The sequence below is a fragment of the Natrinema sp. CBA1119 genome (assembly GCF_002572525.1).
Classification (GTDB): domain Archaea; phylum Halobacteriota; class Halobacteria; order Halobacteriales; family Natrialbaceae; genus Natrinema.
Genome location: NZ_PDBS01000001.1, coordinates 1,599,024 through 1,619,570, shown reverse-complemented (window position 1 = coordinate 1,619,570; position 20,547 = coordinate 1,599,024). Strand labels below are relative to the sequence as shown.

At 63.9% G+C, this 20,547-nt stretch carries 19 protein-coding genes and 3 pseudogenes; 9 read left to right on the top strand and 13 right to left on the bottom strand.

Features of this window, described 5'->3' with window-relative positions:
* Nucleotides 1-395: 395 nt before the first annotated feature.
* The gene (locus CP556_RS07935; RefSeq protein WP_006092636.1) at nucleotides 396-956 is read right to left on the bottom strand and encodes a TATA-box-binding protein; all 561 of its coding nucleotides are present in this window, start codon (nucleotides 954-956) and stop codon (nucleotides 396-398) included.
* A gap of 529 nt (nucleotides 957-1,485) precedes the next feature.
* On the opposite strand from CP556_RS07935, the gene CP556_RS07930 reads away from it, so the two are divergent.
* The 3 genes from CP556_RS07930 to CP556_RS07920 all read left to right on the top strand — a co-directional run bounded on the left by CP556_RS07930 (nucleotide 1,486) and on the right by CP556_RS07920 (nucleotide 3,532).
* Nucleotides 1,486-2,580 carry a methyltransferase domain-containing protein gene (locus CP556_RS07930; RefSeq protein ID WP_098725122.1) on the top strand — a complete coding sequence of 365 codons (1,095 nt, stop codon included), beginning with the start codon at nucleotides 1,486-1,488 and terminating at the stop codon, nucleotides 2,578-2,580.
* A 231-nt stretch (nucleotides 2,581-2,811) separates the two neighbouring features.
* Nucleotides 2,812-3,066: an AbrB/MazE/SpoVT family DNA-binding domain-containing protein gene (locus tag CP556_RS07925; RefSeq protein WP_098725121.1), complete on the top strand. Its 255-nt coding sequence runs from the start codon at nucleotides 2,812-2,814 to the stop codon at nucleotides 3,064-3,066.
* 1 nt (nucleotide 3,067) lies between these two features.
* Complete coding sequence (locus tag CP556_RS07920) at nucleotides 3,068-3,532, top strand: type II toxin-antitoxin system VapC family toxin (RefSeq protein ID WP_098725120.1); 465 nt, start codon at nucleotides 3,068-3,070, stop codon at nucleotides 3,530-3,532.
* 57 nt (nucleotides 3,533-3,589) lie between these two features.
* Here CP556_RS07920 and CP556_RS07915 read toward each other — a convergent pair.
* A pseudogene (locus CP556_RS07915) lies at nucleotides 3,590-4,102 on the bottom strand (acyl-CoA thioesterase).
* Nucleotides 4,103-4,199: 97 nt separating this feature from the next.
* On the opposite strand from CP556_RS07915, the gene CP556_RS07910 reads away from it, so the two are divergent.
* The gene (locus CP556_RS07910; protein WP_098725119.1) at nucleotides 4,200-4,715 is read left to right on the top strand and encodes a DUF21 domain-containing protein; all 516 of its coding nucleotides are present in this window, start codon (nucleotides 4,200-4,202) and stop codon (nucleotides 4,713-4,715) included.
* A gap of 39 nt (nucleotides 4,716-4,754) precedes the next feature.
* On the opposite strand, the gene CP556_RS07905 is transcribed toward CP556_RS07910, so the two are convergent.
* From CP556_RS07905 to CP556_RS07895, 3 genes are all read right to left on the bottom strand, one after another.
* Nucleotides 4,755-5,216 (bottom strand): hypothetical protein, encoded by a 462-nt coding sequence (locus tag CP556_RS07905; protein WP_098725118.1) that lies wholly within the window; start codon nucleotides 5,214-5,216, stop codon nucleotides 4,755-4,757.
* A gap of 28 nt (nucleotides 5,217-5,244) precedes the next feature.
* Nucleotides 5,245-6,249 carry an AAA family ATPase gene (locus tag CP556_RS07900; RefSeq protein WP_098725117.1) on the bottom strand — a complete coding sequence of 335 codons (1,005 nt, stop codon included), beginning with the start codon at nucleotides 6,247-6,249 and terminating at the stop codon, nucleotides 5,245-5,247.
* An 85-nt stretch (nucleotides 6,250-6,334) separates the two neighbouring features.
* Nucleotides 6,335-7,459: a DUF7282 domain-containing protein gene (locus tag CP556_RS07895; protein WP_098725116.1), complete on the bottom strand. Its 1,125-nt coding sequence runs from the start codon at nucleotides 7,457-7,459 to the stop codon at nucleotides 6,335-6,337.
* A 254-nt stretch (nucleotides 7,460-7,713) separates the two neighbouring features.
* On the opposite strand from CP556_RS07895, the gene rnz reads away from it, so the two are divergent.
* Complete coding sequence (rnz, locus tag CP556_RS07890; RefSeq protein WP_098725115.1) at nucleotides 7,714-8,652, top strand: ribonuclease Z; 939 nt, start codon at nucleotides 7,714-7,716, stop codon at nucleotides 8,650-8,652.
* A gap of 418 nt (nucleotides 8,653-9,070) precedes the next feature.
* Nucleotides 9,071-10,732, top strand: a pseudogene (locus tag CP556_RS07885) (DUF460 domain-containing protein); the annotation flags it as partial.
* A 175-nt stretch (nucleotides 10,733-10,907) separates the two neighbouring features.
* On the opposite strand, the gene CP556_RS07880 reads toward CP556_RS07885, so the two are convergent.
* Nucleotides 10,908-12,074 (bottom strand): ISH3 family transposase, encoded by a 1,167-nt coding sequence (locus CP556_RS07880; RefSeq protein ID WP_098725114.1) that lies wholly within the window; start codon nucleotides 12,072-12,074, stop codon nucleotides 10,908-10,910.
* A 48-nt stretch (nucleotides 12,075-12,122) separates the two neighbouring features.
* On the opposite strand from CP556_RS07880, the pseudogene CP556_RS25230 reads away from it, so the two are divergent.
* Nucleotides 12,123-12,440, top strand: a pseudogene (locus CP556_RS25230) (DUF460 domain-containing protein); the annotation flags it as partial.
* Nucleotides 12,441-12,455: 15 nt separating this feature from the next.
* Here the strand turns inward: CP556_RS25230 and CP556_RS07870 are convergent.
* Together CP556_RS07870 and CP556_RS07865 are read right to left on the bottom strand one after the other, a co-directional pair.
* On the bottom strand, nucleotides 12,456-12,716 hold the full coding sequence (locus tag CP556_RS07870; protein ID WP_098725112.1) for a DUF8015 family protein: 261 nt from the start codon (nucleotides 12,714-12,716) through the stop codon (nucleotides 12,456-12,458).
* Nucleotides 12,717-12,895: 179 nt separating this feature from the next.
* Complete coding sequence (locus CP556_RS07865; protein WP_098725111.1) at nucleotides 12,896-13,075, bottom strand: DUF7470 family protein; 180 nt, start codon at nucleotides 13,073-13,075, stop codon at nucleotides 12,896-12,898.
* A 130-nt stretch (nucleotides 13,076-13,205) separates the two neighbouring features.
* Here CP556_RS07865 and eif1A point away from each other — a divergent pair, with 130 nt between their 5' ends.
* Both eif1A and CP556_RS07855 read left to right on the top strand, forming a co-directional pair.
* Complete coding sequence (eif1A, locus tag CP556_RS07860) at nucleotides 13,206-13,493, top strand: translation initiation factor eIF-1A (protein ID WP_098725110.1); 288 nt, start codon at nucleotides 13,206-13,208, stop codon at nucleotides 13,491-13,493.
* Nucleotides 13,494-14,414: 921 nt separating this feature from the next.
* The gene (locus tag CP556_RS07855; protein WP_098725109.1) at nucleotides 14,415-15,776 is read left to right on the top strand and encodes a S8 family peptidase; all 1,362 of its coding nucleotides are present in this window, start codon (nucleotides 14,415-14,417) and stop codon (nucleotides 15,774-15,776) included.
* A 176-nt stretch (nucleotides 15,777-15,952) separates the two neighbouring features.
* Here CP556_RS07855 and CP556_RS07850 read toward each other — a convergent pair whose 3' ends face one another.
* The 5 genes from CP556_RS07850 to CP556_RS07830 form a co-directional block, all read right to left on the bottom strand.
* On the bottom strand, nucleotides 15,953-17,065 hold the full coding sequence (locus CP556_RS07850) for a pyridoxal-phosphate-dependent aminotransferase family protein (RefSeq protein ID WP_098727325.1): 1,113 nt from the start codon (nucleotides 17,063-17,065) through the stop codon (nucleotides 15,953-15,955).
* 71 nt (nucleotides 17,066-17,136) lie between these two features.
* Nucleotides 17,137-17,814 carry a plastocyanin/azurin family copper-binding protein gene (locus CP556_RS07845; protein WP_098725108.1) on the bottom strand — a complete coding sequence of 226 codons (678 nt, stop codon included), beginning with the start codon at nucleotides 17,812-17,814 and terminating at the stop codon, nucleotides 17,137-17,139.
* A 279-nt stretch (nucleotides 17,815-18,093) separates the two neighbouring features.
* The gene (locus CP556_RS07840; RefSeq protein ID WP_098725107.1) at nucleotides 18,094-18,570 is read right to left on the bottom strand and encodes a plastocyanin/azurin family copper-binding protein; all 477 of its coding nucleotides are present in this window, start codon (nucleotides 18,568-18,570) and stop codon (nucleotides 18,094-18,096) included.
* A gap of 121 nt (nucleotides 18,571-18,691) precedes the next feature.
* Nucleotides 18,692-19,924, bottom strand: coding sequence for an MFS transporter (locus CP556_RS07835; protein WP_098727324.1), 1,233 nt, complete (start codon nucleotides 19,922-19,924; stop codon nucleotides 18,692-18,694).
* 131 nt (nucleotides 19,925-20,055) lie between these two features.
* On the bottom strand, nucleotides 20,056-20,394 hold the full coding sequence (locus CP556_RS07830) for a DsrE family protein (protein WP_098725106.1): 339 nt from the start codon (nucleotides 20,392-20,394) through the stop codon (nucleotides 20,056-20,058).
* Nucleotides 20,395-20,547 lie beyond the last annotated feature (153 nt).

Genomic DNA, 20,547 nt, shown 5'->3' with positions numbered 1-20,547 from the left:
CGGATAAACGCGACCGGTCGTTTCGACGAGTGTGACTCGATTCAGGCCAGTCGGGCCCGCTGTGGCCGGAATGAACGGTCGATAATCCGGCCAAAGCGGCGACGAGTCAGGTGACCGGTCCGGGAACTCGAGACGATTCGGAAACGGAGCGGTCCCCAGAACGCGAGTAATATGATACTACCGGCTGGCAGTGTACGGAATCAGTCTATAGACTGTAGATTCGAGACGATATCGCACGAACGTTCACCGACGAGACGACTGTGAGACGGACCGGTGTACGTTCGTTCCGAAGCAGCCGCGAACCGTCTTGTGATTGCTTCGGGACATCGGTACAGCGGACCGGATGAACGGACGGCAACTGGTGGCGACACCGGCTCGAGCGAAATCTGACAGCGTTACTCGAGCAGGCCGAGGTCCTCGAGCCGGGAGACGATCTTGTCGACCGCGTGTTCGGCGTCGACGGGCTTTTTCCCGCCGGTGATGACGAGCTTCCCGGAGCCAAAGAGCAGGGCGACGACCTCGGGGTCGTCGAGTCGGTAGACGAGACCGGGGAACTGCTCGGGCTCGTACTCGATGTTCTCGAGGCCCAGCCCGATGGCGATCGCGTTCAGGTTGAGGTTCCGGCCCAGATCCGCCGAGGTGACGATGTTCTGGACGACGATCTCGGGGTCTTCGTTGACCTGGATCTGGAGTTCACGGAGCTTGTCGAAGACGATGCGCAGGCTCTCGTGGACGTCGTCGGTGCTTTTCGCGCCGGTACAGACGATCTTTCCCGATCGGAAGATCAGGGCGGCGGATTTGGGATTCTGGGTTCGGTAGACGAGACCGGGGAACTGCTCGGGGTCGTAGTCGGCCCCCTCGAGGTCCATCGCGACGCTCTGGAGGTCGAGTTCCTGCCCGATGCCGGTCGACGCCACCACGTTTTCGATGTTGATGGTGTCCTTCGGATCCGTCATTAGTCGCTTAAAAGGACGTATTTAAGATTTATAAAGGTTGGTACCGCCACCTGATATATCCGGTAGATCCGACTAAAATCGATCCGAGACCGTCGCCGGGTCGCGGTTGTTCACACGACCAGTCGTATCGATCCGTGACAGACCAAACCACGTGCGGTGGCGCGCGCTGGGTCGCGGTTCGCCGTCAACGGCGAACCGCGGCGCGACCATGCGCGAGGTCTTCGTGAACGTAGTGAACGAAGGCTTGTCAGAGCGTGCTCTGACAGTGGATGAGCGAAGGAGCGAAGCGACTGAGTGTTAGCGCGGGACCGTCGGTCCCGCGAACCAGACGAACGGGCCTTCGGCCCGTGAGTAGAAATCGGCTGGGGAGGGCGTGGCGATTCCCTGTTGCCACGATAGCAGGACGCTCGTTTTCGACAAAATTCGTCCTCGAGCCCGCAGTGGAGGGTGCGAGACGAACGGACGAGCACCCCGTGAGTGAGTCGCGAAAAACGGCAGCCTCATACTCGAGGCGCGGCGACAGTCGTCCGTGTACCTGCTCGAGTTCGGCGGCGAGGACGACGCGTTCGCGGCCCGCGAGGCCCGGAGCGCCGCGACCGGCGTGGAGGGAATCGCACCGGGACTCGCCGTCGCACGCACAGTCGTCCCCGATCGCATCCGCGGCCTCGCCTACACCCACCGCGCGAGCGACCTCCTCGGACGGGGCGACGCTGACCTCGAGAGCGCTCGCGCGATCCTCGAAGCCGCCGCGATCGACCGGGAGGGATCGATCGCGGTGCGGGCGACGGACGTCCACGGCTCGAGCGGCGTGAGCACCGAAACGGCGGAACGCGAACTCGGCCAAATCCTGGTCGATCGGGGCTTTTCCGTGGATCTCGAGGAGCCGGATCACCGCCTGCGCGTCGCGTTTTCGGAAGGCATGCTCGAGGCCGACGGGGATGACGGCGTGCTCGATCCCCTCGAGGCCGACGGGACCGGTGACGCCGACGGCGAGGAAGTCTCCGTCTGTGCGCTCGGCTGGCTCGCGGCCGAGAGTGTCCGCGATTTCGGCGCTCGCGCGCCGACGGACAAACCCTTCTTTCAGCCCGGCAGCATGGATCCGCTGCTCGCGCGGGCCGTCGCGAACGTCGCCGGCGCGCGACCGGGCGCGACGATCCTCGACCCGATGTGTGGCACCGGCGGCGTGCTCGTGGAGGCGGGCCTCGTCGGTGCGGACGTGATCGGTACCGACGCGCAGGCGAAGATGGTCGAGGGCGCGCGGACAAATTTGGAGCACTTCCTCGAGCGCGACGAGCCCTCGCCGACCGGCGTGTCGCGGGGATCGTGGCACGTGGGTCGGGGCGACGCGACCCGGCTGCCGCTGGCTGACGACGCGGTCGACGGCGTCGTCTTCGACGCCCCCTACGGGCGTCAGTCGAAGATCGAAACGCATCGGCTCGCGGACCTCGTCGCCGGCGCGCTCGAGGAAGCCCGTCGGGTGGCCCCGCGAGCGGTCGTGGTCGCCGATCGGTCGTGGGCCGGGGAGGCCAGAGCCGCCGGGTGGGAACTCGAGTCCGCGTTCGAGCGCCGGGTCCATCGGTCGCTGACGCGGTACGTGATGGTGCTCGAGCGGCAATCGTCGTGAGGGTAGTGCAGTACCGTCTCCGAGCCTGCGCCGGAACCCGCACTGCAGCGGGAACGCTACTATCGTGGCGACGGGGAGTCGCTACGCATTCCCCGGTCGATTCACTCGCGACCCGACGCGCCATCATCAAGCCGAGTGGATAGCCGTTCAGTGGTGATTGATATGATGGACCCCTATCCATCCCCATATCTTATGGGGAACGATTACGTTTGATTAGATACGGGTGATAGAATGAGCGGGACAAACGATACTGCCAGCGAGGAGTATGGAACAGCACGAATCAATCAACGCGGCCGGTTGACGATTCCGAAGGAACTCCGTGACGAACTCAATCTCGAGGATGGGACCGAGTTCCGAGTCGTTCGCGACGGTGGCGACATCCGTCTCGTCAGGGAACTTCCCGACCTCGAGACGCTTACGCGGGGAGAAAAGTGGGGTGACGAGGCGTTCCGGGACGCGGGTGACGCGACTTTCGGTGGTCGGTAAGATGGGGTCGAAACGCGTCTTGCCCGACCTCAACGCACTGTCGATTCAGTTAGTGGACGACCATCCCGGCCATCCATACGTCGCTGAGGAACTGGTTCCAGCGCTCACCGGTAGCGATTCACTGATCGTCTTCGGCTATCTTCCGCTCCGGATTCAGTGGGTACTCGAGGATCTCGGCTTCGACACGTACGAAGCCCGAAACGCCGTTTCGTCGCTTCTTCAGTACCCGCTCGAGTTCGTCGACGTGGACGACGAGACCGTCCTCGACGCCTACGAAATCAGTGCGGAGAAGAACCACGATGTCTACGACTGCTTTTATATCGCGCTCGCCCGACAGACCGATGCCGACGCACTGGTGACTACCGATCGCGACTTCGATCGTCTCTCTGACAACGAACCGTTCGAGTACGTCAATCCGGTTCCGAAAGAAGTACTCGAGCGCTTTCACAACGTCGACGAATCGTAACGGCAACTCTGTGCGTTCGGCACGACGGAACTGAACCGGATATACAGACGAGTGGTATCAGTCCTCGATCTCGGTAACCCGATCCCGAAGCCGCGCTCCTTCCTCGGTCTCGACCGAGAGGTCGGGGACGGTGACCTTCTCGCCGTTTTCGTCGATGGCGACGAAGGTGAACGTCGACTCGGTCGTTTTCTCGGTCTCGCCGCTACGGGGTTCCTCGCGCCAGGCGCGCAGCGCGACGTGAACGCTCGTCCGTCCGGCGTCGTAGATACTGTCGGCTGTAAGTCAGTGAGGCGATTCACCGGACGATCACGGCGAATCGCCGCCACCGTTACAGCCGACAGTATAGGCCTCCACGAGGGCCGTATCGCCGATCTGAATCGGACGCTCGAAGTCGAGTTCGTTCACCCGGGCCGTGACGCAGGTCTCGCCGGCGAAACGCATCGCCGACATCGCGCTCACCTCGTCGAGCCACTTCATCAGGTTGCCGCCGTGGAGCGTGTCGTTGTTGTTCGCGTGATTGGGCTGGACGCGGAAGCGATTCCGAATGTGGATCTCGAGAAGCGTCGGCATACCCGACGTTCGTCCGGCGACGGGATAACGCTCCGTATCGGCGCGACATCGGCCGCTGAACCCTCGCTTTCATGGACGTTGTCCCGAAATCGAGGGCATGGTCGATCTCACGCTGGCGTGGTTCGGACTCGGTGCCACCGTCGTCTTACTCTGTTGTAGCGCCTTCTTCTCGAGCGCGGAGACGGCGATCTTCACGCTCCCGACGGCGTGGATCGACGAACGGGCGACGGGTGGCGATCGGCGAGCGACCGCGCTCAAATCCCTGCGGGACGACCCGCACAGGCTGCTCGTGACGGTCCTGGTCGGGAACAACGTCGTCAACGTGGCGCTCTCGAGCATCGTGACGGTCGTCTTCGTCACCTACCTCCCCACCGGAATCGCCGTGACCGCTGCGACGGTCGCCGTCAGCGTCGTCGTCCTCGTGTTCGGCGAGATCGTCCCCAAGTCGTACGGGCTGGGAAACGCCCAGCGGTGGGCGATGGCGGTCGCGCGACCGATCTCGCTGGTTGAGCGCTCCCTCTCGCCGCTGGTGACCGTTTTCGACGTCGTGACGGGCTGGATCAGCGATCGGCTGGGCGGAACGACGCATATCGAGAACCCGTACGTCGACTGAATCGACTGCCGAACGAGACGCCGTCGTCCTGACGAGCCGTCAACTGACTGCCGCCCGCTCGAACCGGTGAGCGGTGGTAACGGCGCTAACGACGAGGAACCCAGTACCGATCACCACATCGGGAGGGGACGAGCCGGTCGCGACTACCCAGCCGACAAACGCGCCGATAGCACTCAGCAATGCAGCGAAAAAACCCACCGAGAGCGCGGACACGATGGTCGGTCCGAACCGCCGGAGCAAGCACTCGGCGACGACGACGCCGCCGATCAGCGACGTGAGGATGATCGCGTTTCCCGTCGGTGACTCACCGATACCGGGCGTGATACTGAGGGGAATACGAACCTGCGGTGTGAGAATGAACACGGCCCAGAAACGAGTGAACAGCGTGATCGATTTCGGTTCATCGTTCGAGATAGCCGGGTCCTCGAGCGACGATGGAGAGCGAGACGGGGGCCCCGACTCGAGATCCGCGAGCCGTTCGTCGAGCGAATCGTCCGTCATCAGTGAGTCTCCATCAGGGGGACAGTCGTCAGGCGTCCCGACCCAGCTCCGCGAGCAAATGCGAGACGTGAATTCGATCGCTCGTTCCCTCGTGCATCTCGAAGTCGATATCGGCAGCCAGCCGGTGGATCTCGGCGAGGTGCTCGCCTTGGTAGCGCTTGCGCGCGACCCGGAGGATCACGTCCAGCACCTCGTTACCGTCTAACCCCTCATCGACGAGCAGGTCGTCCAGCGTCGATCGCGCGTCGGTGAACTCGCCGGCTTCGGCATCGTCGAGCATTTCCTCGACCTCGTCCTCGAGACCGACCTCACCGATCGTCTCGTAGGCCGCGCTCATCGTGAGTTCCCCCGCGTTCTCGACGGTCGTCTGGGCCGCGAGGATCGCCTGTCGAAGGTTGCCGTTCGCGTAGCCCGCGACGAACTCGAGGCCGTCGTCGTCGTACGCGACTTCCTCTTCCTCGACAATGCGCTCGAGGACGGTGACGATCTCCTCGCTGGTCGGCGAGGGGAAAGAGACGGGGAAACACCGCGAACGGATCGGCGGGATGAGCTTGGTCGGCTGGCGCGTGGCGACAATGAACTGCGTCGTCCGGTGGTGTTGCTCCATGATCCGGCGCAGGGCCTGCTGGAAGTCCTCGCGGACGTCCTCGGCGTTGTCGAGCAAGATTGTGGTGTACCCCCCTGAAACGGGCGCGTAGCTCGCCGACTCCTTGAGGACGTGGTTGATCATGTCCCGCTTGGACATCGACGAGCGGCCGACGAGGAAGTGTTCGAAGCGGGGATCGTTCTTGATCTCGGTCTTGGTCCGGCCGAAGAAGTCGGCGACGTTGATCTCGACGAAATCGTTGTCCGGATCCGCGTGCGCCTCGCGGACCAGTGCGCGCGCCGCGGCCGTCTTCCCGCTTCCGGGCGGGCCCTGTAGGAGGAGGTTGATCGGCTCCTCGACGGCCCGTTCGAGGTACTCGCGGGCGTCGTCCTGTGGCAACTCGGCCAGCTCCGGGGCGTGGGTTTCGGTCCACAGCGGCGCGTCCATCGCCAGCCAGTAGGGGTGGGCCGGGTAAGAATCGGTCGGTTACTCGGCGGTCGAACCGGCAGCGACTCGGCGATTGAACGGACGGCTACTCGCCGGTCGATTCGTTGTCGGAGCCGTCACCGTCATCGCTCGAGTTCTCGGCCGCACCCGCGAGCGTGAACGTCGTTTCGACCGGTTCTCCCTCGAACTCGATCGGCGACGCCGAATCAACGTCGTTCGGATCGCCCGCGTAGAGGCTCGCCGTCAGCTCCTCGTTCTCGTCGATGGCGGTGTCGTTGGCGAGATCGACGGTGACGTTCTCGTGCTCGCCGGGCTCGAGTTCGTCGCTCGTGCCGATCATCGAGCCGTCGTGCTCGAGGGCGACGAATCCCGCCTCGGGAATCGCCGCGGAGACCGTCACGTTCCCGTCGCTCGCGGTTTGGACCGAGACGCTCGGATCGGTATGGAACTCGAGATCGATCCGGTCGAGTTCCCCGTCGTCCTCGGTGTAGACGCCGATCGACTGGTTCCCAGGCGGTGCGCCGCTTGTGTCCGTCTCGAGGGCCACGGTCCGGGTCTCACCGCCCTCGAGTTCCAGCACCTGTCTCGCGAAGACGGCCCCGTCGATACGGACCTCGACGGGCTGTTGGGCCCGGAACTCCGTCGGATTTCGGATCGTGGCGTTCACCTCGATCGTCTCGTTCGTCGTCGCCGTCGCCGGCACGTCGATCGATTCGACCATGAACGAGTCGCTGACCGCATCGTCGCCGGTCGTCACCGTCGCGGTGTCACTGACCGGGAACCCATTCTCGAGATAGGGCTGATCCTCCTCGCCGCCGCTCGCCTCGTAGGCGTACCCTTCGTCGTCCGACGTGTCCCGATGAACCGTCGCGGTCAGCTGCCCGAGGAGTTCGCGGGTCGCGTCGTCCTCGCGCTCGAGGGTTACGTTCTCGTGGCTGCCGGCCTCGAGGCGTTCGGAGACCGCCAGCGGCTCATCGCCGCCATCGCTGATGACGACGTAGCCGCCCTCAGAAAGGGTAACCGACTGCACCGTGACAGTGGAGCCGTTGCCCTGTTGATCCTCGAACGTGATCGAGGCCTCGGGGTCCTCCTCGACGCCGAAGATGGCGGGGGCCTGGCCGACGACGATACCGGCGGCGATGACGATCATGATCGCGATCAGAATCGCACCGATCCGCTTCAGCGTGCCGAACGTCAGTCTCGAACTCATTGGGGGTGTCGTCGTCCTCGTCTTCGTGTTCGACGGACGTAAAATGCGCAGTCCGTTCGCAGACAACCGACTTGGTTCGGGATAGTTTTGCTGAATAATCGCCAGTTACGAGAGTTCAGAGAATCTGTTCGTCGCTAACGGGCGATCCGAACGGTCGGGCTCGCGATTCCCTCCCGAGGAGGGGAGTGCGAAACGCGAGACTCGACTCGAGCGATCCGAAGCCGGTTTAGTCGCGGCCCGCCGAAGGGGTACCGATGCCACTGCGCGTGACGTTTCTGGGGACGGCCGGCGCGATTCCGACGACGGAGCGGAACCCGAGCAGCGTCTTCGTCGCCCGCGAGGGCGAGGGGCTGCTGTTCGACGCCGGCGAGGGAACCCAGCGCCAGATGATGCGCTTCGGGACGGGCTTTTCCATCTCGAATCTGTTCGTCACGCACCTCCACGGCGACCACGTTCTCGGGATTCCGGGACTGCTCCAGACGATGGCCTTCAACGACCGCGAAGCACCGCTGGCGATTCATACCCCTCGCGGCACGCGTACCCAGCTCAAATCGCTGGTGAACGCCCTCGGAAACCGCCCCTCGTTTCCGGTGCGGATCAACGAAGTCGGCGGCGGCGACGTCCCCTATCGCGCCGAGGAGTACCAGGTCCGCGCGTTCGACACCGACCACGACACCCGCTCGGTCGGCTACGCGCTCGTCGAGGACGACCGCAAGGGCCGGTTCGACCGCGAGCGCGCCGAAGAACTCGGCGTTCCCGTCGGGCCGAAGTTCTCGAGACTCCACGAGGGCGAGTCCGTCCGGCTCGAGAACGGCACCGTCGTCGACCCCGAACAGGTCGTCGGCGACCCCCGCCCCGGTCGATCGATCGTCTACACCGGTGACACCCGCCCCGCGCAGGCGACGATCGAAGTCGCGGACGACCCCGACCTGCTGATCCACGACGCGACCTTCGCCGACGACCGGGCCGATCGGGCGACCGACACCGCCCACTCGACGGCCCGTCAGGCCGCAGAAATCGCGAACCGCGCCGGCGCGGATCGGCTCGCGCTCATGCACCTCTCCTCGCGCTACGCCGGTCACACCGCCGATCACGAGGAACAGGCTCGCGAGGTCTTCGCGGGCGACGGCGAGAACGTGTTCGTTCCCGACGACGGACAGGGGCTCGAGATTCCGTATCCCGACGGCGAGTAGGCCAGTCGACGCTACCGTCCGAGACAGGGGAACTGCGGATCACTTCGGACCAGCCACCCGGCGTGCAGTGGCGCGCGCTTGAGGCCAACCGAACGCAGTGAGGGTGGCCGATGACACTGCGCGAGGGATGAGCGAGCGGTGCGAGGCGCGAACACTGTGAGCGCCTCGGATAGCGAACGGTGACTGAAGGGAACCGTGAGCAGAGCGAGCGAATCGGCTGGGGAGGGCGTGGCGATTCCGTGTAGCCACGAAAGCAGGACACTTCGTTCACCGGATACCTATCAAAATCCGCTGTTCCATTCACCAAGTGAATAAGCGACTCGGCCGGAGAACGCGTCCCTGCTCCCGACTGTCACCCGACTCTATCGGAGTGCGAACCCGCGTCGGATTTATAGCCGTCTCGTTCCTATGGCCCGCTGTGAGTACGCGAACGAGTGCGCTCGATGCGGTCGTCTTCGGTGTCGATATCCAGAGCGGTGACGTGCGCGGCGATGCACCATCGTACGCACTGGCGGTCTACGATGGGGAGGAGATCACTCGAGACGTCGTCTCCCACCGCAAGCTCAGACGGCTGATCGACGACGAGGAGCCGGCGATCGTCGCGACGGACAACATGTACGAGCTGGCCGCCGACAAGGACCAGCTGATCCACTTCCTCGGCTCGCTGCCGACCGGAACCAAGCTCGTACAGGTAACAGGTGCCGAACAGCCCGAGCCCCTCTCCCGCGTCGCGAACCGCCACAACGTTCCCTACGGGAAAGACCCGATGCAGGAGGCCGAAGCCGCCGCCCGGCTGGCCGCCCACAACGTCGGCCACGAAGTCTCCGCGTTCACCGACACGACCGAAGTGAAGGTCGCCCGCGGCCGCTCGACCGGCAGCGGCGGCTGGAGCGAGGACCGCTACACCCGCCGCATCCACGGCTCGGTCAGGAAACGAGCCCGCGAGGTCGAGTCCGAACTCGAGGCGTACAACCTCGAGTACGAGCGCGACGTTCGGGAGGCCTACGGCGGCTTCGCGAACGCGATTTTCACCGTGCAGGCCCGGCCCAGCGACATCCCCGTCTCCCGGAATCGATCGGGGGACGTCCGCGTCGAGATCGAGCGCGAGCGCCGCGACGGCATCGAGTTCGAACCCCTCGTCAAGCGCCGCGATCACGTCGTCGTCGGCATCGACCCCGGGACGACGACCGCCGTCGCCATCGTCGGCCTCGAGGGTGAGGTGCTCGACGTCTGGAGTTCCCGCACCAGCGACACCGCCGACGTGATCGAGTGGATCGTCGAGCGGGGCCGCCCGGTCATCGTCGCGGCCGACGTGACGCCGATCCCCGAAACCGTCGAGAAGTTCCGCCGAAGCTTCGACGCCGCGGGCTGGACGCCCAAGAGCGATCTCCCGGTCGACGAGAAGCAACACCGCACGCGCGAGCACCCCTACGACGACGACCACCAGCGCGACGCGATGGCCGCCGCGCTCTTCGCCCTCGACGCTCACGAGGACCAGTTCGAGCGCATCGCCGACAAGCTCCCGCCGGGGATCGATCGCGGCGAAGTCACCGCCCGCGTCGTCGCCGGCGAGGAGAGCGTCGAGGCCGCCCTGCGGGACCTGACCGACGACGAGGGCGGCGAGGAGGAGGAACAAAACGAGCACGAGCCCCGCGAACTCACCGAGGAAGAACGGCGGATCAAGGACTTGGAGCGCCAGGTCGAACGGCTCCAGTCACACGTCGAACGCCTCGAGGGCCGCGTCGCCGAGCGTGACGACCGGATCGACGAACTCGAGTCGAAACTGACACTCGCCCGCCGCGAGGAACGAACGCAAGTTCGCAAGGACCGCGAGGTGAACCGCCTCGAGCGGAAGGCGAACCGCCTCGAGCGCGAGCGCGACGACGCCCGCGAGGACGTCGAGAGCCTCGAGAACAAGGTCGAGCGGATGAAGGCCCTCTGGAAGCTCGACCACTCGAACTTCAGCGACGTCTCCGCGAAGAAAGAGGGGCTGGTTCCGGTGAAGGTCGTCGAGAAGTTCACGAAGGGCGCGATCCGCGAGGCCGACGAACAGTACGGCATCGCGAGCGGCGACGTAGTCTCAGTACCTCACAAAGCATCGCCAGTTCACCTGACCTGAGTCACCTGTTCTGTTGTGATGAGTCGCCGATAGCGGTTGAACAACGCTGTTCGAAGGCGGAGCTGTCGCGTCGGCGGCTGACCGCCGCCGACAGCGACAGCGTAGCCACTCACAAGGCGGCGTTCCTGGTCGGTGACTACCGGTGGAACCGGTCGTCTGGTGGCCGGTTCGCGGGGACGGCCCGACGCACCGCGAGGGCCGTCCACGCAGCCCGTCGAACCATATTGATAAACTCCTTGTACGGCCACCACCAGAGGCGGCGCCCGCCTCGGCGGGGCGTCGCCACGTATTCGTGGTGGAGATACCGCCAGACGTTCTGCAACAGCAGACTTACTACGACGTACAGCAGTCTCACCGTCGCGTCTCGCGTTGTTGTCGTCGCTATCGTTTGCTCGGACAAGCGATAGCTCGACTCGATACCGAAGCGTTTCGAGTAATGGTATCGAGCGTCGCGTGGCGTGTCAATGAACGGTGCGTCAGCGGCGTAGCCGTGACGCGCCACGCCGTTCTCGTCGTACCGTCCGTTCAGGTACGTACAGTCGATGTAGACCGGAAACTCGACGGTCCAGCTGTGACCGTCGAGTTTCCCTGTCAGGTCGTGGTTGATGACGCGACTCCATCCTTCCGAGAGTTCCTGCTGAATCGTCTCACCCCACCGGATAATCGGGACAACGTAGGCGTAGTTGTGCGTCTGGAGTAACGTGAGACACTTGCTGTCGTAGAATCCGCGATCGAGGTAGACGGCCTTGACTTCGGTGTCAAGGCCGTCGAGGACGCCGAGGAACTCAGCGAGGACGCTGCTGGCGGTGTCGCCGTCTTCGAGACGGCGCACCGCCAGCGTGTAGCGTTTGTTCTTCACACGCGCGTAGAGTGTGGCGTAGGCGTGGAAGGCGGTGGTTCCGCGCTTGGCCTCGGAGTGGTAGAGGCCGTCTGTGTCGGCTTCGTCACCGTAGTAGGGTCGCAGGTGGAGGTCTGCGCAGACCTCCACCTGCTCGGGGAGCAATTCGACGACATCCTGCCGAAGGAGTGTGTTAGCCACTCGTTCGAGCCGTTCCGGCTCGAACTTCGTCCGCAGATGATAGAGAATCGTGTTCGCTGCGGGTGAGTTCTCGCTAGAGCCACATAACGTAGAGACCGAGGTCCCGTCGGCGCACGCGCCGACGAGGACCTCGTAGATGACCTCAGCATCTATTTCAGCGTTTTTCGAAAGGCCGAGCGAAACTTCCTCGTCAAGCCGGTTGACGAGAAAGTTAAGGAGTTCGTCTTCGTGGATTTCATTGTCTGCTTGTTGGGTCTTGAACACACCTTCAGCAAGCAGACGTTCTAACTAACCGGCTTTGTGAGGTACTGAGTCTACATCCGGGACGCCAGCGGCGCGGGCCGGTCGACAGCCGAACTCCTCGCGGAGTTCGATCCTCGCGTCGTCCTCAAGGACGGCGGCCTCTCGGAGATCGCCGACGAACTCCTCTTCGAGAGCGAGATTCCGGTCGGCCCCGCCGACGACGTGGCCATGCAGGAGGTCGACGAACTCGCCGTCGCCCGCGAGGCCGACGTCGAAGCCGCTATCGACGACTGGCACGAACGCGCCGAGGCGCGGAAACGCGACCGCAAATCGGCGATGGTCGACCAGCTCATCAGCGAGCACCGAGCCGGCGACAGCGAAGTGTGAACCGGCTCGATCGCGTTACGATTCGGGACCGGTTTTCATCGTTGAGAGCACCTCTGGCACCTCCTCGACGGAGACTTCCTCCCGCAGATCCTCGGCGTCGTCGACCGGCCCGTTGACGAACAGCGCGTGACCGATGAACGCGATCGAAACGAGTCCGAGCACGCCGATCGCGGCCGTGAGCGGGACGGGCGTCGCGTACCCGACGACGGCTCCGGTCCCGAGGCTCGCTGCGATGGCGACCAACACGAGATCGTAGTACTGGAGCGTGTATCCCATACGAGGGATACGCGATTCGAACGGAAAGCGCTTGACCCTCTGTGCTCAGGTCCTCGCTCGAGGACTCAGACGGGATACTATAGTAGCCACTAAAAGTCAATGCACACCAAATCGCACGAGTGCATTGGATCAGTGTGTAAATCGTTTCAGTGGCTACTATAGAGAGACAGCAGACCGTCTCAGAACATCCCGAAGTTCTGGAGCATCCCCGAGATCAGGGACTTGACGACCAGGCCGAGGCCAGCAACGATGAGTGCCATCCCCGCAGCGATCAGTAGATTCTGGGAGGCGATGAGACCGATACCGGCGAGCAAGATCACGATACCGGCGATACCGAGCGCGCCGAGGTTTTTCAACATACGCAGGGGTGCAGAGCCGAGCGAAATAAACGGCGTGGTTTCCGCGCTCGCACGTCCGTCACGCGCTGTCAGCGTCCGGCGTTCGGACGGACGATAAAGGATTAAACCACTCGAACGCGAATCCACGGTCATGAGCGACGGAGACGGCGGTCGGAAGAACCTCCGGATGCCCGAGGATGACGAGGTCTTCGCGACCGTCACGAACATGCTCGGGGCGAATCGGGTCACAGTACGCTGTGCCGACGGCACCGAGCGCACCGCGCGCATCCCCGGAAAAATGCAAAAGCGCGTCTGGATCCGCGAGGACGACGTCGTGCTCGTCGAACCCTGGGACTGGCAGGACGAGAAGGCCGACATCACCTGGCGCTACGAGAAGAGCGAGGCCGATCAGCTTCGCGAGGAAGGGCATATTCAGTGACCTCCTCCTCGCCGTAAACGGAGAGGGGGCGAAGCTCCCTCAAGCAGTCGGGCGGAGCCCGACGACGGCGAGGCTTCCCACGTCCGCACCGCAACGCTGGTTTGGGATATTTGCTGGTTTGTAACCCGGTCGGCATGACTGGGCTACTGGCGGGGCCACACCGCCGTTACTCCTATCCCGGTAGGGGGACTCAGAGTTATCTTGACCGAGACACCACAGCGGTTCGAGAGGGTGTCTCGAACGTTCTGGGTCTCGGAGTCCCCAATATTGTGCATTTAGGGTGGCGGTGAGACCGCCTCGGTGTACGTCATGTTACGACGTGATGACACTTAAATATCTGGAGTAGCGTCAAAATGTGGTTCGTGGAGGCATCGTCGGATTCACTCCCGCCGCAAACGGCAGGATTCTCTCCTCGAAGAAAGATAGAAACGAAGTTTTGCGCTGCGGGCCGCCTTCGGCGGCCCTCGGCAAAAATTCGATTAAAAGCACCGGAAGACGCGAAGCGTCTTCCGAGCCCTCGTTCACTCCGTTCACGAGGACACTCCTCCTTCCGTTTCGTGACGCTTCGCGTCACTCCACGTCAATCGTCGGCCCGCTCGCTCAGCCGTCTCACGGCCTTCGGCCGTTCGACTGATCGCGGCGCGTAGCGCCGCGCACGGCTTCGCTCGCGGTGAACGGCGTTGCTCACGGCTCATTGCATTCGCCATTCGCATTCCCGCGGTTCTCGCCCCTTCGGGCCCCGAACCGCGCACTGTTCGGGTTCTTCGAACCGCTCACTCGGCGACGATACCGGTGGATTGTTTCCGCTATCCGTCACTCGTCAGTCAATTCTACTGTTGCTCGAGGACGCACGACTGATCGCTTCGGCAGACTGTCATCGGACACAGAAGACTTATTCCGTCCTTGTCCGTCGACCCGCGCATGAAACTCAGCCGGCGACGGTTACTCGGCGGTATCGGGGCCGGCGCCGCGGCCGGGCTGCTCGGAGCGCCGGCGTCGGCTGCGGAATTTAATACCGATACCGACACCGAGCGGGTGTTCGTCCACCCCGAAACGGGGCTGCTCGAGGACCTCAGCGAACTCCTCGGCGTCATCGATGACAGCGGCGGAATCACGGTCCTCGAGTACGACAACTTCGAGTTCGTGGTCGCGGAGGTGCCGTCGAACAGGCTCGACGAGCTGCGCGGCGACCGCCGCGTGGCGTCCGTCGAAGACGACGAGGAGACGGGGATCCCGTCGAACTGGTCGCCGTCCCTGTCGGACATCCTGAATCCCCCCGGGGGATCCGACTGTTTCGGTCATCCCGATCAACGACCGTCTTGGGGCGTCGAACGCATCGGCGCCGATACCGTCGAACCGGACGGTTCGGGCGTCGACGTTGGGATTCTCGACACGGGAATCGAATCGCAGCACTGCAGTCTCTCGGTCGAGGGCGGTCGAAACTTCACCGATGACGGGACGCCAGGCGACTACGAGGACCGCCACGGCCACGGGACGCACGTCGCCGGAGTCGCCGGCGCGTCGGACAACGACCTCGGCGTCGTCGGCGTCGCTCCCGGAGCGAATCTATACGCGGTGAAGGTGCTCAACGACGACGGCTCCGGTCGGTACAGCGAACTGATCGCCGGGATCGACTGGTGTCTGTCGAACGACGTGGAGCTAATCTCGATGAGCCTCGGCGGCGAGGCCGCGAGTTCCACGATGGACCGGGCGATCGAGGCCGCACACTCGGCGGGACACCTCCTGCTTTGTGCGGCCGGGAACGAAGGAAACGGCGGGAACGGGTCGTGCGAGGCGGAGACGATGACCTATCCGGCGACCCACGAGGACGTCATTGCGGTGACCGCGATGGACGAGGACGACACGCTGGCGTCCTACAGCAGCGTCGGTTCGAATATCGACCTGCTGGCACCGGGAACGGGCATCACCTCGAGCACCGTCGACAACGAGTACGCGGAGGCCAGCGGGACGAGCGTCGCCTGCCCGTTCGTCACCGGCGTCGCGGCGCTCGTCTGGGAGACCCGAGAGGAAGACGCCCCCGGTCCCACTGAGCAGGTGCGCCGGATTCTCACTGACACCGCCGAACCGGTGCTGGGCTCCTGCGAGGAGGGACACGGACTCGTGGACGCCCGCACGGCGCTCGGTCACGAACGCGCGGACGGGGGCGGTGGCGTCGTTGCCGGTGGCGTGGGGTCGATTATCGAGAATATCGTCTCGGGACTGGAATGGATCGCGAATCAGATCGCGGCCGTCCTCGAGTGGTTCCTGGGCCTGTTCCGGTGAGCATCGGTCGAGCGGCTCGCTCGCAGGCGAGCGCGTACACACTGACCGTGTAGGCTGCCAGTTATTGACCGGACGGAGCGCGGCGAGACCCCACCGCAGCACCGGTCGATAGTACTAAATTTAGAATTGGTTACCCCCATCTGTGTGACGAGGATGAGCAGCGACGCGAGCGCCGACTACAGCCCGGCGACGTCTTCGATGGCGTCGGTCAGTTCCTCGATCGACTCGAGGTCGTGTTCGCCCATGTGGCCGATGCGGAACGTCTCTTCGCCGAGTTGGGAGCCGTAGCCGTTCGAGAAGACCATGTCGTACTTCTCGTCGACGGCCTCGATCGTCTCCGCGACGTCGATCCCCTGCGTGTTCTCGATACAGGCCACCGTCTGCGATTCGTACCCCGCCTCGGGGAACATATCGAAGTGCTCGCGGGCCCACTCGCGCGTGTACTCGGCCATTTCCCGGTGGCGCTGGTCGCGGGCGTCGTGGCCCTCCTCGAGCATATGCTTCATCTGTTTCCGATACGCGAGCATGACGGGAATCGCCGGCGTCGAGTGGGTCTGGCCCTTCCGGTCGTAGTAGTCCAGCGAGCGCTGGAAGCCGCCGTACCACGACGCCGACTCGGACTCGAGTTCCCGTTCGTAGGCGTCGTCGCTGACGACGCAGACGGCGAGCCCCGGCGGCATGGCGAAGGCCTTCTGAACCGACGTGAAGATGACGTCGATGTCGTGCTCGTCGATATCGACGAGGTCGCCACCGAGCGCGGAGACGGCGTCGACGACAAAGTAGGTGTCCGGATAGTCGGCGACGACGTCGCCGATCTCCTCGATCGGATTGCGGACGCCGGTCGAACTCTCGTTCATGACGCAGGTGACGGCGTCGTACTCAGTCTCGCTCTCCTCGAGGGCCTCGCGGACGTCCTCGGGTTTGACCGCCTGGCCCCACTCATACTCGAGCGTGTCGACGGACTTCCCCAGTCGCTCGGCCACGTTAGCCTGTCGCTCGCTGAAGCTCCCGCAGGTCGTACAGAGGACGTTCTCGTCGACGAGGTTGAGGAGCGAACTCTCCATGAACTCGGTCCCCGACCCCGTGAGGATGATGACCTCGTTGTCGGTGCCGAGGAACTCCTTCGTGTCCTCGACGACGGTGGTGTAGAGGTCGGTCATTCGATCCATTCGGTGGCCGAACATCGGCTGGCACATCGCCTCGAGGACGTCCTCGCGTACCTCGGTCGGGCCCGGGATGTACAGCGTTTTGTCCGGATAGTCGTCCTTATATTCGCGTTTCTTGCTCACGGAAATCACCTGATACGGATTACTGAGTCGCGAGGTGGTATGGTACTTTTGATGCCCGACCGACGCCGGCATCACTCGCCGGTTCGGACCTCGATGCTTCCCCGCATTCCGGCGTTGTTGTGAGGGTGACAGACATAGAGAGTCATCTCCTCGCTGGCGGTAACCGTCATCTTCTGCTCCTCACCGGGATCGGTGACTAGTTCGGTTTCGAGTCCATTAACGACCTCCTCGTCGTCGTTCCAGATCTCGATGTTGTGCATGGATCCGTTGTTCTCGGTCCAGCCGATCGTGTACTCCTCGCCCGCCTCGAGAACGAGCGTCGGGTTCGAGATTCCCTCGATTCGCGACGGCTCGAGGCCGACCCATTCGACGGTTTCTCCGCTGAATAGGACCTCGGCTCCTGGTTCGATCTCGAATTTGCGATTGGTATCGGTCGGTTCGGTCTCTCCGTCCTCGGCGTTGGTATCCGAATCGGAGTCGTCGGCGTCGGCGGAACCGTCCGACGCCGAATCACCGTCAGAACCGTCCCCGTCCGACGCCGAATCACCGTCAGAACCGTCCGCTGCCGACCCGTTCTCTCCATCAGTATCGTCTCCAGTCCCGGTTTTGTCGCCATCGCTGTCGTTGGTCGAGCTGCCGGGATCGTCGGTCGTACTTCCGTCTAGACAACCCGCGAGGACGCCAGTCACTGCTGTCAGTCCGCCGACTCGGAGTAGTCTGCGACGCGTCCGGTATTTGTCGTTTTCCATGAATATGAGAATATGTCAGCCATACTAAAAGGTGCTCATTCGGCTGGAAACGTAGTGGCCACACCCGGTAACGTATCGAAGTTGACAGAGCAACGCGGTGGAATGGTACTTTTGATGCTGCATCGGGACGACCGAGGACGGCATCAGCTCCGTCAATGTTCGCTACCGGCTCCTGTGTGGCTATCGTGTCCCACCGGAGAAAAAACGTCAGAAAGTGACCGGCAATTACAGCGGTCAGTGCGGTATCGACCGTTGCGGTCAATTCGAGACTAGAAGCCGTTATTCGAGCTCGATACTGCCCGCCATTCCGGCGGAGTAGTGGGGCTCACAGACGTACTCGACGGTATCGCTCGACGCGTCGAATTCCACGCTCAGGCCGGGTTCGCTGTCGCTGACCTGTTCGGTCGGTCCCGCGACTGCCGACTGGCTGTCGTCGTAGATTGCGAGGTTGTGCGAACCACCCTCGTTCTCTACCCACTCGATCGTGTAGGTCTCGCCCTCGGTGAGGCTAAGGTCGGGGTTCTCCACGCCTTCGATCGAAGACGGCGCGACGCCTTCCCAGGACTGAGCCAGCGATTTGAGTTCGATGGTCGTTCCGGACTCGATCGAATACGGGCCCTCACTGTCTCCGTTACCGTTGCCGTTGCCGTTACCGTCTCCGTTACCACCGCTACAGCCGGCGACGAGCGCCGTCGATGCGGCCGCGCCCGTGAGCTTCAGTGCTGTCCGCCGCGAAACTGGGTTGTCTCGTGCCATCATCGGGGATTGGGTCTGACCGCATAAAAATTGATACCTTCTCTCGTTACAATGTTATGTGAATACATACCGCAACATAGGGGAGAGTATATTCGCTGACTGTCCGATAACGTGACCGGTGTCAGGCGTCGCCGCGGTCGCTCGAGCGAACGCGATCGGTCGCCTCGAGCGGGAGTCGCAAAAACAGTGGCACCGTGACGACGGCGATCGCGATCTCGAGGCCGCCGACGACGAGAAAGGCGGTGCCGTAGCCGTAGCTGCTGGCGACGGTGCCGCCGAGGAGGAAGCCGCCGAGGAAGCCGAGGCTGCCGGCGAGATTGAATCCGGCCATGGCGATCCCGCGTTCGCTCTCGTCTGCGAGGTCGGTGACAAGCGCCATCGTCGCGGGGGCCACGAGCGCGCCGAGGACGCCGACGCCGACCATCGCGATCGCGGCGGTTGCGACCGATGGCGAGGCCCCGACGAGGAGGATCCCACCGCCGTAACACAGCGAACCGACGACGATCGGGATCGTGCGGCCGATCCGATCCGAGAGGGTACCCATCGGATACTGCAGGAGGGCGAAGGGCGCGAAAAAGCACGCCAGCATGAGCCCGGTCGTTCCGGCGTCGAGCCCGAACGCCTCCTGGAAGTAGAGGGTCCCCACGAGCGCGAAGAAACCGGCCGTGAGCCGATCGACGAAGCCGAAGGCGAACGGAATCGACAGCGTCGGCCGCCGGCGGATCCCGTCGACGAGCACGCGAGCGGACCGGCGTTCGTCTGGCGTGCGGTCCTCGACGAGCGAGACGGCGATGCCAACGAAGACGAGTAAGCCGGCGGCGACGAGCAGCGGTGCAAGCGGGTCGACCTCCGTTAGCTGGCCGCCGATCGGCGCGCCGAGGGCGGCACCGAGTCCGATGGCGATCCCCGCCGCGCCCATGTTCCGACCGTGGCCGCCCTCGAGGTCCATCAGCATAGTCATCGTCAGGGAGAACGCGCCGATGGTCATCGCGCCCTGAAAGACCCGCAGGAGGAGCACGCCCTCGAAAGGGATCGAACCCACCGCGGGCACGGCGGCGAGCGCGGCGTAGCCGACGGCACCGGCGACGGCGCTGGCGACGATGAACGGCGTCCGGCGGCCGGTCGCATCGCTCGCGACGCCCCAGACGCCGACGAACGTGACGTAGGCGGCGAACTCGGCGACCAGAAACCACATGCTTGCATCAAGCGGTGTCGCCGCGAACGCCGAACCCGTCGCGTCCGCACCCAGCGCCGCCACCAGCGTCGCCACGCCCGGATAGAGCAGCACCTGCGAGAACAACACCGCGAAGACGAGAGCGGCAAGCACGGCCCGGTCGCGATCACTCGAGTGCACGACGGGGGCTTGGCGCTCCGTGAGTATGAAGCCGTCCGTCTCGAGGCGAGCCAGTACCCGCCTGAGAGAGATCCTCGTCGGCCCTGTCATGCGGGAGAAGGGGCTCGGTGGGACGATGAGAGCGGCCGAACCTACGGACGGATGTAGGCGTAGCCCTCGCTCTGCAGTCGGGTGAGTTCGCCGCCGCCGGAGGGAACTGTTTCGACGCCCTCGACGAGATCCGATTCCGCGAGGTCTTTGAGATCGAGCGTGTTGCCACAGGCCTTGACCGAGATGCCCGTCTCGAGGAGCGATTCGACCGTGTCGCTGCCCTCCCCACCGGCCGTCAGCGGCTCGATCCCGTCGGCCTGTGCGACGATGGCGATGTCGTCGATCTCGACGGAGTCGTCTTTCGTGAGATTTTCTGCGATCGTGAGCGCGGTCTGTTGTTGTGCCGGTTCGTCGGCGATGAGGTGGAAGACCGTCTGCATGTCTCGATAGGGCGGCCGGCTAGGGAAAGCGTTTGAGCCTGCAAGCGAAGCGCCCGGCGGAACCGATCGGCTCGAGCCGATGGAAACGGTCGCTCTCGTCATCGCAACTCACCGACTCGAGTACTCGAAGCGCGTGGCTTCGGTGGACAGACG